A 15,644-nucleotide genomic window follows, 5' to 3' on the forward strand; every position below is an offset into this window, starting at 1 on the left:
GAGTAACGCAAGTGAGCAGCAACAGCGGTGACGTCCGGCTCTGGGGCGGACGTTTCGCCGACGGTCCCGCCGAGGCCCTGGCCAAGCTGTCCGCGTCGGTCCATTTCGACTGGCGCCTCGCGCCGTACGACATCGCCGGTTCGCGCGCCCACGCGCGCGTCCTGCACGGCGCGGGCCTGCTCACCGAGGACGAGCTCACGCGCATGATCGAGGGCCTCGACCTGCTGGAGTCGGCTGTCGCCGACGGTTCCTTCGTGGGCACGATCGCCGACGAGGACGTGCACACGGCTCTTGAGCGCGGTCTCCTCGAACGCCTCGGCCCCGACCTGGGCGGCAAGCTGCGCGCCGGCCGCTCCCGCAACGACCAGGTGGCCACGCTCTTCCGCATGTACCTGCGCGACCACGCCCGGATCATCGGGGGTCTGATCGCCGACCTCCAGGAGGCGCTGATCGGCCTGGCCGAGGCGCACCCGGGTGTGGCGATGCCCGGCCGTACGCATCTCCAGCACGCCCAGCCCGTGCTGTTCGCGCACCACGTCCTCGCCCATGTGCAGTCCCTGTCCCGGGACGCGGAGCGGCTGCGCCAGTGGGACGAGCGGACGGCGGTCTCGCCGTACGGCTCCGGCGCCCTGGCCGGTTCCTCCCTCGGCCTCGACCCGGAGGCGGTGGCCAAGGACCTCGGCTTCGAGCACGGCAGTGTCGCCAACTCCATCGACGGCACCGCCTCCCGCGACTTCGTGGCGGAGTTCGCCTTCATCACCGCGATGATCGGCGTGAACCTCTCCCGGATCGCGGAGGAGGTCATCATCTGGAACACGAAGGAGTTCTCCTTCGTCACCCTCCACGACGCGTTCTCCACGGGCTCGTCGATCATGCCGCAGAAGAAGAACCCGGACATCGCCGAGCTCGCGCGCGGCAAGTCGGGCCGGCTGATCGGCAACCTGACCGGGCTGATGGCCACCCTCAAGGCCCTGCCGCTGGCGTACAACCGCGACCTCCAGGAGGACAAGGAGCCGGTCTTCGACTCCTGCGACCAACTGGAGGTCCTGCTCCCCGCCTTCACCGGCATGATGGCCACGCTGACCGTGCACCGCGAGCGGATGGAGGAGCTGGCCCCGGCCGGCTTCTCGCTCGCCACCGACATCGCCGAGTGGCTGGTCAAGCAGGGCGTGCCGTTCCGTGTCGCGCACGAGGTCGCCGGTGAGTGCGTGAAGGTCGCCGAGGCGGACGGCAAGGAACTGGACGAGCTGACCGACGAGCAGTTCGCGAAGATCTCGGCGCATCTGACACCGGAGGTGCGCTCCGTCCTCAACGTCGCCGGCGCCCTCGCCTCGCGCGACGGCCGCGGCGGTACGGCGCCCAGCGCGGTCGCGGTCCAGCTCGCCGAGATCAGGACGGACGTCGCCGCCCAGCAGGCGTGGGCCGTGGCGAAGCACAAGAAGTAGCCCGCCCGCGGAGCGGACACGGTCCGCGCGCGAGGGCGGGTGCCGTACGACGGAGGGCGTCGCGGGTTACGTTGGCCGGAGCCGTAAAGGAGCCGACCGAACGGAACCGCGATGCCCTTCGCACGTCTCGCCTCAGCCACGACTCCCACCGCCCACCTCGGCCTGGGGCTCGCCGCCGTGGGCAGGCCCGGCTACATCAACCTCGGGCGCGAGGACGACCTCCCGGCCGACCGCAGTGTCGACGCGCTGCGCGAGCGCACCCTTGAACTCCTCGAAGCCGCCTACGCCCAGGGCGTGCGCTACTTCGACGTGGCCCGCTCCTACGGCCGCTCCGAGGAGTTCCTCGCCGACTGGCTGAGCGGCCGCCCCGGCATCGACGACATCGTCGTCGGCAGCAAGTGGGGCTACAGGTACACGGCCGACTGGCGCACCGACGCCGAGGCGCACGAGGTCAAGGACCACGGCCTCGCCATGTACGAGCGGCAGCGCGCCGAGACCGCGGAGCTGCTCGGCGACCGGCTCGACCTCTACCAGATCCACTCGGTGACCCCGGACAGCCCGGCCCTCACCGACAAGGAGCTGCATGCGGCACTGGCCGAAGCCGCCGCCGGGGGCCTGTCCATCGGCTTCTCCACCAGCGGGCCCGCGCAGGCGGAGGCGATCCGTGCCGCGCTGGCCGTCACGGTCGACGGCGCGCCGCTCTTCCGTACCGTCCAGTGCACGTACAACGCCCTGGAGACCTCGGCCGCGCCCGCGCTCGCCGAGGCCCACGACGCCGGACTCACGGTGATCGTCAAGGAGGGCGTGGCCAACGGCCGGCTCGCCGGAACCCATGCCCCCGACGTGTTGCGTGCCGTCGCCGCCGAGACCTCCCTGGGGTCCGACGCGGTCGCCCTCGCGCTGATCCTTCGGCAGCCCTGGGCGGGTGTCGTGCTGTCGGGGGCCGCCACCGTCCTCCAGCTCGCCTCGAACCTGCACGCGGCGGTCGTCGACCTCGACGACGACCAGGTGTCCCGGCTCGCGGCCCTCGCGGAGGAACCGCGGGCGTACTGGGAGCGACGCGGGCAGTTGCCCTGGCACTGAGCGTTTGAGCGCGGGCAACCACGCGGGAATCCCGTCGAGCGCCTCCTGAACCGGGAAGTCGGGTACTTCCCGAGCGGGGGAGTCGGGCGCCTCCCGAGCGAGGAAGTCGAGCACCTTCCGAACCGCGAGGGCGTGAGACACCCGCGCTCCGAATGAGACATTGATGTCTCATGTGCGGTACAGTTGTCTCATGGCTGTCGACCGTGACCACGTGCTGCGCAGCGCAGCCGCCCTGCTCACCCGCAAATCCACCGCGACCATGGACGAGGTCGCCAAGGCCGCCGGGATCAGCCGGGCCACCCTGCACCGCCAGTTCGCCGGCCGGGACGCGCTCGTCCGCGCCCTGGAGGCGCTCGGCATCGAGGAGTGCGAGGCGGCTCTCGACGCGGCCCGGCTCGACGACGGCCCCGCCCAGGAAGCCGTGCGCCGGCTGGTGCGGGAGCTGGAGAAGGTGGCGGGACTGCTCGCCTTCCTCTACACGGAGAACCAGCTCTTCGAGGGCGACGGCCAGCACGAGGGCTGGGCCCGGCTCGACGCCCGGATGGCCGCGCTGTTCCGGCGCGGCCAGGAGGACGGCGAGTTCCGCATCGACCTCACCCCGGCCTGGCTCACCGAGGCGCTCTACGGACTGATGGCCTCGGCCGCCTGGGCCGTGACCGAGGGCCGGGTCGCCGCCAAGGACTTCCACCACATGATCGTCGAGCTGCTGCTCGGCGGCGCGCTCAGGGGAGAGGAACCATGACCAGCACCCTGCGGCCGGCACCCGTGACGGAGGTGCAGCAGCGCCCCCGCCGTTGGCTCGCGCTCTGCGTCCTCGTTCTCGCCGTGCTGCTGGTGGCCGTGGACGCGACCGTCCTCGGCCTGGCCACCCCGTACATCAGTGAGGACCTGCGGCCCTCCGGCACCCAGCTCCTGTGGATCGGTGACGTCTACTCGTTCGTCATCGCCGGTCTGCTCGTCTCCATGGGCAGCCTCGGCGACCGCATCGGCCGCAAGAAGCTGCTGCTCGTCGGCGCGACCGCGTTCGGCCTCATATCCGTCCTCAACGCCTATGCCACGACACCCGAGTTGATGATCCTGGCGCGGGCGCTGCTCGGTGTCGCGGGCGCGACCCTGATGCCCGCCACCCTCGCCCTGATCCGCAACATCTTCCACGACCCGCGCGAGCGCAGCCTGGCCATCGGCATCTGGGGCGCGACGGCCTCCGCGGGCACCGCTGTCGGCCCCGTCGTCGGCGGCTTCCTGCTCGAACACTTCTGGTGGGGTTCGGTCTTCCTCATCAACCTTCCGGTGATGGTCGTGCTCGTCCTCGTCGGCCGCAGGCTGCTCCCCGAGTCGAAGAGTCCGGACCCCGGACCCTGGGACCTGGTCAGCGTCGTGCTCTCGCTCGTCGGTGTGATCGGCGTGGTGTACGCGGTCAAGGAGCTCGCCGCGCACGGGCCGAGCGGCGGGGCGTTCGCCGCGGGCCTGTCGGGCTGCGGCGCGCTCTTCTGGTTCGTGCGCCGCCAACTGACGCTTCCCAAGCCGGTGCTGGACGTCCGGCTGTTCCGCAACCGGGGATTCTCCGGGGCCGTGCTCGCCGACCTGTTCACCGTGCTCGGCATGTCCGGACTCGTGTTCTTCCTCTCCCAGTACCTGCAACTCGTGCAGGGGAGAGGCCCGTTCGAGGCGGGACTCGCCGAAGTCCCCGCCGCTGTCGGCGCGGTGGCGGCGGGGCTGGTCGCGGGGCGGGTCGCGCGGCGGTTCTCCGTGCGCACCGTGGTCTCCGCCGGACTCGCCGCGGTGGGCATCGCGCTCGGCACGCTCACCGTGCTCGACCGGTCCACCGGCTATCCGCTGCTCGGTGCCGCCCTGCTGGTCGTCGGTGTCGGCGCGGGCTTCTCGTTCACCGTCACCGCCGACGTCATCCTCTCCGCCGTGCCCAAGGACCAGGCGGGCGCCGCGTCCGCGGTCTCCGAGACGGCGTACGAACTCGGCGCGGCCCTCGGCATCGCGCTGCTCGGCTCCATCGTGACCGGCGTCTACGCGGGCTTCGCCGGCCCCGCGGGCACACCGGCCGGGGCGCACGACTCGCTGGGCGGAGCGGTGGAGGCCGCCGGAAGCCTGCCCGAGCACACCGCGGAGACCATGCTCACCGCGGCCAGGGACTCCTTCGTGGACGGTCTGGCGCTCGCCTCCGGCGCGGGCGCGGCGGTCCTGCTCGCCACCGCGGCGGCGGCGTGGTTCCTGCTGCGCGGCCAGAAGCTGGAGACCTAGGACAGCCCTCCGGATCGTCCTCCCGGACCCACTGGTCGTACGAAACGGGTGGGCCCCGACCGGCAACCGCCGGTCGGGGCCCACCCGTGTGCGATGTCGCGGGGCCGAAGCGCTAGGGCGTGTTTCGAAAGTCCCGTCTAGCTCGCGACGCCTGGCACGGCACCTCGCCGCGTTGTCGGGATCGCCCGAGTACGCCCAGTACGCGGACGACCCTCCGCCTTGCGATGCACCGCACCAGACGCCGCGAGCCCCGCCCTCCGGGCGGACGACGCTACTTTCGAAACACGCCCTAGGCGGCCTTGGCCTTGGTGGCGTACATGTCGACGTACTCCTGGCCGGAAAGCCGCATGACCTCGGTCATCACGGAGTCGGTCACGGCGCGCAGCACGTAGCGGTCGCGGTCCATGCCCTCGTAGCGCGAGAACTCCATGGCGGGACCGAAGCGGACGGTGACCTTGCCCGGCCGCGGGATGCCCGCGCCGCCCGGCTGGAGCTTGTCCGTGCCGATCATCGCGAAGGGGACCACCGGGGAGCCGGTCATCATGGTGAGCCGGGCGATGCCGGTGCGGCCGCGGTACAGACGGCCGTCGGGGGAGCGGGTGCCCTCGGGGTAGATCCCGAAGACCTTGCCGTCCTCCAGGACGCGGCGGCCGGTCATCAGCGCGGCCACGCCACCGTTGGCGCCGTCCCGGTCCACCGGGATCATGCCGACGCCGGTGAAGAACCACGCCATCAGGCGGCCCTTGAGGCCCTTGCCCGTGACGTACTCGTCCTTGCCGATGAAGAGCACCTGCCGGTCGCAGACCAGCGGAAGGATCATCGAGTCGATGAACGTGAGGTGGTTGCCGGCCAGGATCACCGGGCCCTCGCCCGGGATGTGCTCCACGCCTTCCACCTGTGGGCGGAACATCAGGCGCATGATCGGTCCGAGCACTGCCTTGATGAGCGCGAAGCGGGACAACGGGCCCTCCGGTGTCAAGGGATCGGTATGGAGTATGTGCAGGTGAGGACGATACTCGCGGTTCCCGGATGATTGCACATCGGGTTCATCGACTGGATACGCACTGTTGACCTACGTTTACCTGCGGTTGCGTGTCCGCGAGCGCCGGACATCGGGGCGACACGATGTGACGGACATCGCGCGCCGTACCGGCGAACGGGTGATCCCGTCATGGACCGCCGCCCGTCCGCCGCGGTTCCACGCCTACCCACGACCGCCGGACCGATGCCGACGGACCGTCATGTTCCGCATCCCGTACGACATCCGGGGTCACCCACTGTTCCGCCGCGGGCCTCCCTCCCGTCACCCGGGGGCCCCTACGATCGTCCCGCTTCGACAGGCAGGCACCAACGGCGGGAGGAGCCCTCATGGGGGCACGGAAGTCGAACGGTCAGGAGCGGGGCACGGCGCGGCGGACGCTGCTGGGGGCCGCGGTACTCGGGGCGGGCGGAGCGGCGCTCGGCCTTCCCGGAGCGGCGAGCGCGGACGAACGGCACGCGGGCGGCGGCTACCGGAGCCTGCCCAGACCGACCGTCATCGGCCACCGCGGAACCAGCGGCTACCGGCCGGAGCACACCTTCGGCTCGTACCAGCTCGCCCTCGACCTGGGCGCCGACGTCGTCGAGGCCGGCGACCTCGTACCCACCAGGGACGGACACCTCGTATGCCGTCACGAACCGGAGATCGGCGGGACCACGGACGTCTCGGCGCACCCCGAGTTCGCCGGCCGCAGGACCACCAAGACGCTCGACGGGGTCCCCACCACCGGCTGGTTCACCGAGGACTTCACGCTCGCCGAGCTGAAGACGCTGCGCGCCGTCGAGCGCATCCCCGCCAACCGCCCGCACAACACCCTCTACGACGGCCGCTGGGAGATACCCACCTTCGAAGAGGTGCTCCGCTGGCAGGACGAGCAGACCCGCAGGCGCGGCAAGCAGGTCTGGATCTACCCCGAGACCAAGCACCCCACCTACTTCCGGGCGCTCGGCCTCGGCCTGGAGGAGCGGGTCGCCGAACTGCTGCGCAAGCACGGCAAGGACAGGAAGGACTCGCCGGTCATCCTCCAGTCCTTCGAGCCGAGCAGCATCCAGCGGCTGGACAGGCTCGTCGGCAACCCGCTCGTCGTCCTGCTGTCCGCGGCGAACACCCGTCCCTGGGACTTCGTCGCGACGGGCGACCCCCGCACGGTCGCCGACCTCGTCACTCCCGAGGGCCTGAAGTGGATGGCCTCGTACGCCCAGGGCATCGGCCCCACCCTCGACCTGGTCATCCCGAAGGACAAGGACGGCAACCTCACCACGCCGACCACGCTCGTCGCCGACGCGCACCGGGCGGGCCTGGTGCTGCACCCGTACACCATGCGCAACGAGAACCCGTTCCTGCCCACGAGCTTCCGCAAGGGCACCGCCCCGGACGCCTACGGGGACGCCTTCGGCGCCTTCCGGGTCTACTTCGAGACGGGTATCGACGGTGTCTTCACCGACAACGCGGACACCGCGGTACTCGCCCGGGCGGACTTCCTGGAGCGGTGACCCGGGCACCCCGGGCCGTCGACGGGAGGCGTCCGAGGAGCGAGACCGGTGTCCGCGTCCGTCAACCGATGACCCTGTCACCCCGGATGGGGTGACAACCGGCCGTCCCGGCAACCTCTCGCCGGGGCGGCCGCGTCGTGCCGCACATGACCCCCGAGATCGTTTCCGCGCTGCGCCCGCTGCTGGCCGCCGAGGCGTCGGCCGAGGCCCACGCCTCCGGCGCCGAACGCGGCGACCTGGAACAGGCCGTCTGGCTGCGCCTCCTGGAGCTCCTGGACACGGCGGGACCGCCCGTCGACCCGCAGCGCTGGGTGCGCAGGGCCGTGCGCACCGAGGCCCGCCGCAGCCGGCGCCGGTCCCGCGTCGAGCAGCCGTACGCCACCGAGCCCGCGGACGACCGCGGCCCGGGTCCCGAACAGCAGGCGATCACCGCCGCACGGCGCCGGGAGCTGCACGAGGCCGTGCGCCGGCTGCCCGGCCGCTGCCCGGGCCTGCTGGCCGCGCTGCTCTCCCCGGAGGACCTCACCTACCGGGAGATCGCAGGTGAGTTGGGTATCTCACAGGGCAATCTTGGTCCGGAACGTTCCAGATGTCTTGGATGTCTTCGCCGATTGCTGACCGCGGAGGTTGCGGCCCGCTGACGACGGGGATAGGAGTGGGGGACGACCGGTTGAACAGGTGAGCGGGAGGCATGCACACATGGGCATGAGCGTGACCATCTCGGCGGCGACCGAGCAGGATGCGGAACAGATCCTGAAGCTGCAGTACCTCTGCTATCAGAGCGAGGCCGAGCTGTACGGCGACTACGGCATCGAGCCGCTCACGCAGCCGCTCGACTCGCTCAGGGCGGAACTCGCGGGCGGCACCGTACTGGTGGCCAGGCTCGGCGACGAGGTGGTGGCCTCGGTACGCGGCGCCGTCGACGCCGACGGCACGGCCCGTATCAGCAAACTCATCGTGCATCCGCGCATGCAGCGGCACGGCCTCGGCGGACGCCTGCTCGACGCGATCGAGACCCGGCTCGGCACCGAGGGAGCGGCCACGTCCTTCCAGCTGTTCACCGGCCACCGCAGCGAACGCAACCTGCGCCTGTACCGCAAGCACGGTTACGCGCCCGTCTCGCAGGAGCAGGTGGGCGAGCGCATGACGCTGGTCACCCTGGCCAAGGGCGCCGACACCGGGGCGTACGCCACCAGCGCCTGAACGCGGCCGAATCCGGCGGGCGGTTGCCCGCCGGCCTCCGCCGGCCGCCTGTCGGCCGCCCTCAGGCGGCGGTCGTACGCGCCTTGCGCAGCCAGTACATCGCCGACAGCGGCAGCAGGACCGGGATGAAGAGATAGCCCATGCCGTAGTCCGACCACACCGTGGCGTCGGGGAAGGCGGACGGCTGGACCAGCGTCCAGGTCCCGACGGTCAGGACACCCGCGAGCTCGGCGGCGCAGCAGACCAGCGCCGCCCTGCGCGCCTTCTCGCCGCCGCGCACGAGCGAGTACGTGATGAATCCGTAGACGAGGCCGGCGACCGCGGAGAGCGTGTAGGCGAGCGGCGCCTTGTCGAACTCCGTGGAGATCTGCACGGCCGACCGTGACACGGCACCGACCACCATCACGCCGTACAGCCACAGCAGCAGGATGCCGGGGCCGCCGATGAGCCGCGCGCGCTTCTCGCCGGCCGGCGCCTCCCGCGGGATCACGCCCTGCCCGTCCCGTTCGTCCTGCGTGTTCCGCTCGTCCCGAGGCACGCTCGTGTTCTCCTCCGTGGCCGTCATCTCAGCCTCCCCAGATGTCGTAGAGCCGGACTTCGAGCACGGCGAGGACGACGCCGCCGGCCGCCACCGTGACCGAACCCCAGCGGGTGCGCTCCGCCAGCGACATGAACCCCGCGGCGGGGATGCACGCGAAGGCGCCGATCAGATACGCCACGAAGATCGTCGTGCCCTGCTCCGCCTTCTCGCCGCGCGCCAGCTGGACGACGCCGATCACCAGCTGGACCAGGGCGAGCAGCGACACCACGGCCATGCCGATGAAGTGCCAGTCCTTGGTGGGCTGGTCGCGGTGGGCGGCCCAGCCGCACCAGGCGGCGAGCGCGAGCGCGGCGACGGCGGTCGCGACCGTCAGGGCAACAAACATGCCGTGACCCTATTACGGGCCAAAAGGCCTGATGCCCCCGCCCCCGGGCTGCCCCGTAGGGTCGACGGCATGAAGATCCACGCTGAAGCCCTCCTGTTCGACAACGACGGAACCCTCGTCTCGTCCCTCGAGTCGGTGAACCGCTGCTGGACCCAGTGGGCCGGGGAGTACGGGATCACCGCCGAGGACTTCGCCCGGATCGCCCTGCACGGCCGCCCCGCCGTCGAGATAGCCGCCGACCTGCTGCCCGCCGAGGTCGTCCCGGAGGCGCTCGCCCGGATCGAGCAGCTGGAGGTCGAGGACGTGCCGGGCGGCGTCGTGGCGCTGCCCGGAACCCTCGCGCTGCTCGACGCGCTGCCCGCCGAGCGCTGGGCCGTCGTCACCTCGGCCACCCGCCGGCTCGCCGACGCCCGCCTCGGCGAGGTCGGGATCCGTCCCAAGACGCTGATCGCCGCCGACGACATCACCCGGGGCAAGCCCGACCCCGAGCCGTATCTGCTCGCCGCCCGCGAACTGGGCGTCGACCCCGCCCGCTGCGTCGTCTTCGAGGACGCCCCCGCCGGGCTCCGGGCCGGCCGCGCCGCGGGGATGACCACCGTGGCGTTGGCCACAACGCACCAGGCCCACGAGCTGGACGCCGACCTCGTCGTCGAGAACCTCTCCGCCCTGTCCGTACTGGTGACGGACACGGGAGTGGAGATCTCCGTCCGGCGATGAACACCGTCCACGGCTGTCCGCTATTCGGACAGCGGTGGCGGCCCCCGGTCCCCGGTCTGCTTTACTTCATTCCATGACCACGACGAGCAGCCGCATCCTTGCGACCGAGGCGACCACGACGCCCGGTGCTCGTTGTATGTGTCGAATGTGTGCCTGCTAGAGGGCCCTCGCACCACCGCCTGATCCCGCGCCCCGAAGCGGGATCGTCGCGCCCTGTGTCCGTACCGCGTACGTGACCGGGCTGCCCAGCGCACACGTTCTCCTTCCGGTTCCATCGCCATCGCGAGAACCGTGCCGCGTTCCCGACCGAATGCACCCGTGCCCGGCGCACACCCACGCCCCGCACTCGACAGTGACGGAAACCCCAGTGATCACGACAACGGGCCTCACCAAGGTCTACCGCTCGCGCGGCCGTGAAGTGACCGCCCTCGACGGCGTCGATCTGCATGTGCGCGAAGGCGAGGTGTACGGCGTCATCGGCCAGTCCGGCGCCGGCAAGTCCTCGCTCATCCGCTGCGTCAACCTCCTGGAGCGTCCCACCTCCGGCACGGTCACCGTCGCCGGCCAGGACCTCACCGCCCTCGTCGGGCGCGGCCCGCGGGCCGGCCGGGAGCTCCGCCAGGCCCGCAGCCGGATCGGCATGGTCTTCCAGCACTTCAACCTGCTGTCCTCGCGGACGGTCCAGGAGAACGTCGAGCTGCCGCTGGAGATCCTCGGCGCATCGGGGAAGGCGCGCAGCCGCAAGGCGCTCCAACTGCTCGACCTGGTCGGCTTGTCCGACCAGGCCAAGGCGTACCCGGCCCAGCTCTCGGGTGGTCAGAAGCAGCGTGTCGGCATCGCCCGCGCGCTGGCCGGCGACCCGAAGGTGCTGCTCTCCGACGAGGCGACCAGCGCCCTCGACCCGGAGACCACCCGTTCCATCCTTCAGTTGCTGCGCGACCTGAACCGCCAGCTCGGTCTCACCGTCCTGCTCATCACCCACGAGATGGACGTCGTGAAGACGATCTGCGACTCGGCCGCCCTGATGGAGCGGGGCCGCATCGTCGAGTCCGGCACCGTCAGCGAACTCCTCGCGACGCCCGGCTCGGAGCTGGCCTCCGCGCTCTTCCCGGTCAGCGGCGAGGCCTCGGGGGACGACCGCACGGTCATCGACGTCACCTTCCACGGGGAGTCGGCCACCCAGCCCGTCATCTCGCAGCTCTCGCGCACCTACAACATCGACATCTCGATCCTCGGTGCCGCGATGGACACCGTCGCGGGCAAGCAGGTCGGCCGGATGCGCATCGAACTGCCCGGCCGCTACGAGGAGAACGTCGTGCCGATCGGGTTCCTGCGTGAACAGGGTCTGCAGATCGACATCCAGGGGCAGCAGCCCGTCCTGGTGAAGGAAGGTGCCAAGTGACCTGGTCCGAGATGCAGCCGCTGCTGTCCCAGGCGTGTTGTGACACGCTCTACATGGTCGGCTGGTCCACGCTGATCGCGGTCGTCGGCGGGTTGCCGCTCGGTGTCCTGCTCGTCCTCACCGACCGCGGCGGCCTCCTGCAGAACGTGGTCGTGAACAGGGTCATCGGGCAGATCGTGAACGTCGCCCGCTCGCTGCCGTTCATCATCCTGATGGTCGCGCTGATGAGCTTCACGCGCACGATCACCGGAACGACCATCGGACGCGAGGCGGCCATCGTCCCGCTCGCCGTCGGCGCGATCCCGTTCTTCGCACGGCTGGTCGAGACGGCCGTCCGCGAAGTCGACGGCGGGCTCGTCGAGGCGGTGCAGGCGATGGGCGGCAGCACCTGGACCGTCGTCCGCAGGGTCCTCGTACCGGAATCGCTGCCGTCGCTGATCTCCTCCGCGACGACCACGGTCGTCGCCCTCATCGGCTACTCGGCGATGGCCGGGACCGTCGGCGCGGGCGGGCTCGGCGACATCGCGATCCGCTACGGCTACCAGCGCTTCGAGTCCGGACTGATGTGGATCACGGTCGCCGTCCTCGCCGTCGTCATCTCGGCCATCCAGCTCGCCGGCGACTACGCGGCCCGCACCCTGCACCGGCGCGGCGGACACTCCGGTGCCGCCCCCAGGCTGCGGCTGCTGAAGACCAGGAAGCCCGCCTCGGCAGACGTCGGCAAGGCCGCCTGAACCACCCAGTGGTCCCCGCTCGGGCCCCGGTCCTCCCACTCCCTGGATTTCCCCGTTCACCAACGGGGCGGCTCCACCCCATATGGAAAGGCACTTTTCGTGCGTAACACCGCCAAGATCACCACCGCCGTCCTCGCCGCCGGAGCGCTCACCCTCGGGCTCAGCGCCTGCGGCTCCGGCAAGGACTCCGCCTCCGACACCAGCGGCCCGCTGATCGTCGCCGCCAGCCCGGTTCCGCACGCCGAGATCCTCGAGTACATCAAGGACCACCTGGCGAAGAAGGCGGGCCTGGACCTGGAGGTCAAGGAGTTCACCGACTACGTCACGCCGAACACGGCGACCGAGGACGGGTCCGTGGGCGCCAACTACTTCCAGAACAAGCCGTATCTCGACGACTTCAACAAGAAGAACGGCACCCACATCGTGCCCGTCGTCACGGTTCACCTGGAGCCGCTCGGCCTCTACTCCCACAAGGTGAAGAGCGTCGGCGCCCTGAAGAGCGGTGCGACGATCGCCGTCCCGAACGACACGGTCAACGAGGCCCGCGCGCTCAAGCTGCTCGCGGCCAACGGGATCATCACGCTCAAGGACGGGGCGGGCAACAGCGCGACGCCCAAGGACATAGCGAAGAACCCGAAGAACCTCACGTTCAAGGAGCTGGAGGCGGCCCAGACCCCGCGCTCCCTGGACGACGTCGACGCCGCGGTCATCAACGGCAACTACGCCATCGAGGACCACCTCAAGCCCGCCAAGGACGCCCTCGTCCTGGAGTCGGCGACGGACAACCCGTACGGCAACTTCCTCGCCGTCAAGAAGGGCAACGAGAACGACCCGCGCGTGAAGAAGCTCGCGAAGCTCCTCACCTCGCCCGAGGTCAAGAAGTTCATCGAGGACAAGTACGCCGGCTCCGTCATCCCGTCGTTCAAGTAGGCCTGGGACCCGGCCACTCAAGGCCGGCGGCCTCCCTCGTCACCGCACGGGGTCCACTCCATTACCCGGAGTGGACCCCGTTGTGCCGTTCGGTGGTTTCATGCTGCATGCTGGGCAGTTCAGCGGACCCGACGGTATATCAGGTCCGAAGTCCCCGACGGTTACGGAGCGTCGCATGACGAGCACCTTCCCCGACATCTCCATCAGCACGGAGCGGTTGGTCCTGCGTGCGCTCGACGAGGACGACGTGTCTCCGCTGGCCGAGATGATGAACGACGAGATGGTGGCGGCCTGGACGTCCATCCCGCAGCCGTTCACCGAGGACGGCGCCCGCGACTGGGTCAGCGACTACGCGCCCACGGAACGCGCGCGGGGGCGCGGACTCGACCTCGCCGTCACCGAGTTCCTCACCCAGCGCCTGGTCGGCGTCATCCAGCTCGGCAAGACGAACTGGCGGGTGCGGTCCACCGAGCTCTCCTACATCGTCGCCCCCTGGGCGCGCGGTGAGGGCTACGCGTCCGAAGCCGCCCTCGCCACCGCCCGATGGCTCTTCCGCGACCAGAAGTTCGAGCGCATCGAGCTGCGCACGGCCGCCGACAACACCGCCTCGCAGCAGGTCGCCCAGAAGATCGGCTGCATCAGCGAGGGAGTGCTGCGCAACGCCTGCATAGCGCGCACCCGGACCGAGGACGGATCCTGGGCCGACCTGCGCACCGACTTCATCGTGTGGAGCCTGCTGCCGGAGGACCTCGACGGCGTGGGCGGGCGCTTCGCCGACACCGGGGGCTACACCTCGTTCTCCGACTGGAACTGAACCCCGGGCGGACGCACGGTGATCCGCGACGCCCCCTTCGGCGTACGGAACGATCGCGGGGGGTCATCCACGGTCGCGTCGAGTCATAGGGGTGCACGGCGTCCACCTCGCCGGACGCGGCGCCCCTGGACCCCGCATCCGTCTTCCGGGCACGCCGGAACCGCTCCCGCGCCACACCGCCGACACCCCGCCGCCGGGTCGCACCAGGTACCCTCACGGAGCCCGCCCGGGCTGCACCTGCCGACCTGCGAAGACCTTCTGGAGACTGACGACGATGGCCGACCGGGTCACGGTGATCGGCTGGGACGGCTCGCCGCCGACCGTCGCGGCGCGCTCCGCCCTCGGTGCCGCCACGCTGGTGGCCGGCGCGGCCCACCATCTCGCGCTCCCCGAAGTGCCCGAGGGCGCCGAACGCGTCCGGCTCGGCAGTGTCGCCCTCGCCGCCCGCCGGATCGCGGGCCACCGGGGCACCGCCGTCGTCCTCGCCGACGGGGACCCGGGATTCTTCGGCGTCGTACGCACCCTGCGCGCGCCCGAGTTCGGCCTGGAGGTCGAAGTCGTGCCCGCCGTCTCCTCGGTAGCCGCCGCCTTCGCCCGAGCCGGAATGCCCTGGGACGACGCACAAGTGGTCGTCGCACACAGCCGCACGCTGCGACGCGCGGTGAATGTATGCCGAGCCCACACCAAGGTGGCTGTCCTCACCTCACCTGGCGCGGGACCCGCCGAACTCGGGCTGCTCCTCGAAGGAGTGCACCGCACCTTCGTCATCTGTGAGGAACTCGGCACCAGTCGCGAACAGGTCACGATCCTGACCTCGGACAAGGCGGCCGACCACACCTGGCGCGACCCGAACGTCGTGATCGTCATCGGCGGCTTCGTGGCGGCGGCCGAGGGCGGCGGCTGGATCGCCGGCCGGGAGCCCGCCGGTGGACCGCGCGGCTGGGCGCTGCCCGCGCGGGCGTACGGCGGAGCACTCGGCGAAGGCGAGACCGATCTGCTGCGCGCCGCCCAACTCGCCCGGCTGGGACCGCGCGTCGGCGACCTCGTCTGGGACATCGGCTCCGGCAGCGGAGCCTTCGCCACCGAGGCCGCCCGCACCGGTGCCGCCGTCATCGCGGTCGACCGCAGTCCGGGCTCCTGCGCCCGCACCGAGCACGCGGCCCGCCGCTTCGGCGTCCAGATGCAGATCGTGCACGGCAGCGCCCCGCACATTCTGGAAGACCTTCCCGAACCCGATGTCGTCCGCGTCGGCGGCGGGGGAGTGGCGGTCGTCTCCGCCGTCGCCGACCGCCGCCCCCAGGGCATCGTCACGCACGCCGCCACGCGCGACGCGGCCGAACTCATCGGCCGCGATCTGACCGAGCACGGCTACGACGTCGAGTGCGCTCTCATTCAGTCCGTCGAACTCGACACAAGGGCCTGGACGGAGAAGGAGCGGAGCGTCGCGTTCCTGCTCAGCGGCCGTCTGCCGGATCGCGCCCCGTGATCCTGTTGTCGTACTGCGCGCGGTAGGCTGGCCGATCGTTGTACCGCTCCCGGGAGATCGGCCTTTCGTAGGCCAATGTCCGGAAAACCCGCCCGTTTTGAGGCGTGTGTGGTACG

Annotated in this window: 16 protein-coding genes; 13 read left to right on the forward strand and 3 right to left on the reverse strand. The window is 70.9% G+C overall.

Annotated features, from left to right (window positions below; translation table 11 throughout):
• Positions 1–11: 11 nt before the first annotated feature.
• The 4 genes from argH to OHT01_RS32005 all read left to right on the forward strand — a co-directional run bounded on the left by argH (position 12) and on the right by OHT01_RS32005 (position 4,784).
• Entirely contained in the window at positions 12–1,445 is a 1,434-nt protein-coding gene (gene argH, locus OHT01_RS31990; RefSeq protein ID WP_328556576.1) for an argininosuccinate lyase, read from the forward strand.
• A 111-nt stretch (positions 1,446–1,556) separates the two neighbouring features.
• Positions 1,557–2,528 carry an aldo/keto reductase gene (locus tag OHT01_RS31995; protein WP_328556577.1) on the forward strand — a complete coding sequence of 324 codons (972 nt, stop codon included), beginning with the start codon at positions 1,557–1,559 and terminating at the stop codon, positions 2,526–2,528.
• Between the two features lie 190 nt (positions 2,529–2,718).
• Positions 2,719–3,270, forward strand: a complete 552-nt coding sequence (locus OHT01_RS32000; RefSeq protein WP_328556578.1) for a TetR/AcrR family transcriptional regulator — start codon at positions 2,719–2,721, stop codon at positions 3,268–3,270.
• Positions 3,267–4,784, forward strand: a complete 1,518-nt coding sequence (locus tag OHT01_RS32005; RefSeq protein WP_328556579.1) for an MFS transporter — start codon at positions 3,267–3,269, stop codon at positions 4,782–4,784. Before OHT01_RS32000 ends, OHT01_RS32005 begins: the two co-directional genes overlap by 4 nt.
• A 289-nt stretch (positions 4,785–5,073) precedes the next feature.
• Here the strand turns inward: OHT01_RS32005 and OHT01_RS32010 are convergent, their stop codons facing one another.
• Positions 5,074–5,745: a lysophospholipid acyltransferase family protein gene (locus OHT01_RS32010; RefSeq protein ID WP_261702964.1), complete on the reverse strand. Its 672-nt coding sequence runs from the start codon at positions 5,743–5,745 to the stop codon at positions 5,074–5,076.
• A gap of 407 nt (positions 5,746–6,152) precedes the next feature.
• Between OHT01_RS32010 and OHT01_RS32015 the strand changes: the two genes are divergently transcribed.
• The 3 genes from OHT01_RS32015 to OHT01_RS32025 all read left to right on the forward strand — a co-directional run bounded on the left by OHT01_RS32015 (position 6,153) and on the right by OHT01_RS32025 (position 8,519).
• Positions 6,153–7,316, forward strand: coding sequence for a glycerophosphodiester phosphodiesterase (locus OHT01_RS32015; protein ID WP_328556580.1), 1,164 nt, complete (start codon positions 6,153–6,155; stop codon positions 7,314–7,316).
• A gap of 146 nt (positions 7,317–7,462) precedes the next feature.
• Positions 7,463–7,957 carry an RNA polymerase sigma factor gene (locus tag OHT01_RS32020; RefSeq protein ID WP_328556581.1) on the forward strand — a complete coding sequence of 165 codons (495 nt, stop codon included), beginning with the start codon at positions 7,463–7,465 and terminating at the stop codon, positions 7,955–7,957.
• 58 nt (positions 7,958–8,015) lie between these two features.
• Positions 8,016–8,519, forward strand: coding sequence for a GNAT family N-acetyltransferase (locus tag OHT01_RS32025; protein ID WP_328556582.1), 504 nt, complete (start codon positions 8,016–8,018; stop codon positions 8,517–8,519).
• A 61-nt stretch (positions 8,520–8,580) separates the two neighbouring features.
• Here the strand turns inward: OHT01_RS32025 and OHT01_RS32030 are convergent, their stop codons facing one another.
• Entirely contained in the window at positions 8,581–9,084 is a 504-nt protein-coding gene (locus OHT01_RS32030) for a hypothetical protein (RefSeq protein WP_328556583.1), read from the reverse strand.
• Between the two features lies 1 nt (position 9,085).
• Entirely contained in the window at positions 9,086–9,445 is a 360-nt protein-coding gene (locus OHT01_RS32035; protein WP_328556584.1) for a hypothetical protein, read from the reverse strand.
• A gap of 69 nt (positions 9,446–9,514) precedes the next feature.
• On the opposite strand from OHT01_RS32035, the gene OHT01_RS32040 reads away from it, so the two are divergent.
• The 6 genes from OHT01_RS32040 (at position 9,515) to cbiE (ending at position 15,528) form a co-directional block, all read left to right on the forward strand.
• Positions 9,515–10,162 carry an HAD family hydrolase gene (locus tag OHT01_RS32040; RefSeq protein ID WP_328556585.1) on the forward strand — a complete coding sequence of 216 codons (648 nt, stop codon included), beginning with the start codon at positions 9,515–9,517 and terminating at the stop codon, positions 10,160–10,162.
• 310 nt (positions 10,163–10,472) lie between these two features.
• Entirely contained in the window at positions 10,473–11,564 is a 1,092-nt protein-coding gene (locus tag OHT01_RS32045; protein WP_328556586.1) for a methionine ABC transporter ATP-binding protein, read from the forward strand.
• Positions 11,561–12,298 (forward strand): methionine ABC transporter permease, encoded by a 738-nt coding sequence (locus OHT01_RS32050; protein WP_328556587.1) that lies wholly within the window; start codon positions 11,561–11,563, stop codon positions 12,296–12,298. The genes OHT01_RS32045 and OHT01_RS32050 overlap by 4 nt, the downstream gene beginning before the upstream one ends.
• Before the next feature lie 99 nt (positions 12,299–12,397).
• Entirely contained in the window at positions 12,398–13,228 is an 831-nt protein-coding gene (locus OHT01_RS32055; protein WP_328556588.1) for a MetQ/NlpA family ABC transporter substrate-binding protein, read from the forward strand.
• A 175-nt stretch (positions 13,229–13,403) separates the two neighbouring features.
• Complete coding sequence (locus OHT01_RS32060) at positions 13,404–14,042, forward strand: GNAT family N-acetyltransferase (RefSeq protein WP_328556589.1); 639 nt, start codon at positions 13,404–13,406, stop codon at positions 14,040–14,042.
• Positions 14,043–14,316: 274 nt separating this feature from the next.
• Entirely contained in the window at positions 14,317–15,528 is a 1,212-nt protein-coding gene (gene cbiE / locus OHT01_RS32065) for a precorrin-6y C5,15-methyltransferase (decarboxylating) subunit CbiE (protein ID WP_328556590.1), read from the forward strand.
• Positions 15,529–15,644: the final 116 nt, after the last annotated feature.

Source organism: Streptomyces sp. NBC_00358, from assembly GCF_036099295.1.
GTDB lineage: Bacteria > Actinomycetota > Actinomycetes > Streptomycetales > Streptomycetaceae > Streptomyces.

Coding starts and splice junctions, on each gene's coding strand:
- OHT01_RS31995 (WP_328556577.1), top strand. CDS start 1,557: ATGCCCTTCGCACGTCTCGCCTCAGCCACGACTCCCACCGCCCACCTC.
- OHT01_RS32000 (WP_328556578.1), top strand. CDS start 2,719: ATGGCTGTCGACCGTGACCACGTGCTGCGCAGCGCAGCCGCCCTGCTC.
- OHT01_RS32005 (WP_328556579.1), top strand. CDS start 3,267: ATGACCAGCACCCTGCGGCCGGCACCCGTGACGGAGGTGCAGCAGCGC.
- OHT01_RS32015 (WP_328556580.1), top strand. CDS start 6,153: ATGGGGGCACGGAAGTCGAACGGTCAGGAGCGGGGCACGGCGCGGCGG.
- OHT01_RS32020 (WP_328556581.1), top strand. CDS start 7,463: ATGACCCCCGAGATCGTTTCCGCGCTGCGCCCGCTGCTGGCCGCCGAG.
- OHT01_RS32025 (WP_328556582.1), top strand. CDS start 8,016: ATGGGCATGAGCGTGACCATCTCGGCGGCGACCGAGCAGGATGCGGAA.
- OHT01_RS32030 (WP_328556583.1), bottom strand. CDS start 9,084: ATGACGGCCACGGAGGAGAACACGAGCGTGCCTCGGGACGAGCGGAAC.
- OHT01_RS32035 (WP_328556584.1), bottom strand. CDS start 9,445: ATGTTTGTTGCCCTGACGGTCGCGACCGCCGTCGCCGCGCTCGCGCTC.
- OHT01_RS32040 (WP_328556585.1), top strand. CDS start 9,515: ATGAAGATCCACGCTGAAGCCCTCCTGTTCGACAACGACGGAACCCTC.
- OHT01_RS32045 (WP_328556586.1), top strand. CDS start 10,473: ATGCACCCGTGCCCGGCGCACACCCACGCCCCGCACTCGACAGTGACG.
- OHT01_RS32060 (WP_328556589.1), top strand. CDS start 13,404: ATGACGAGCACCTTCCCCGACATCTCCATCAGCACGGAGCGGTTGGTC.
- cbiE (WP_328556590.1), top strand. CDS start 14,317: ATGGCCGACCGGGTCACGGTGATCGGCTGGGACGGCTCGCCGCCGACC.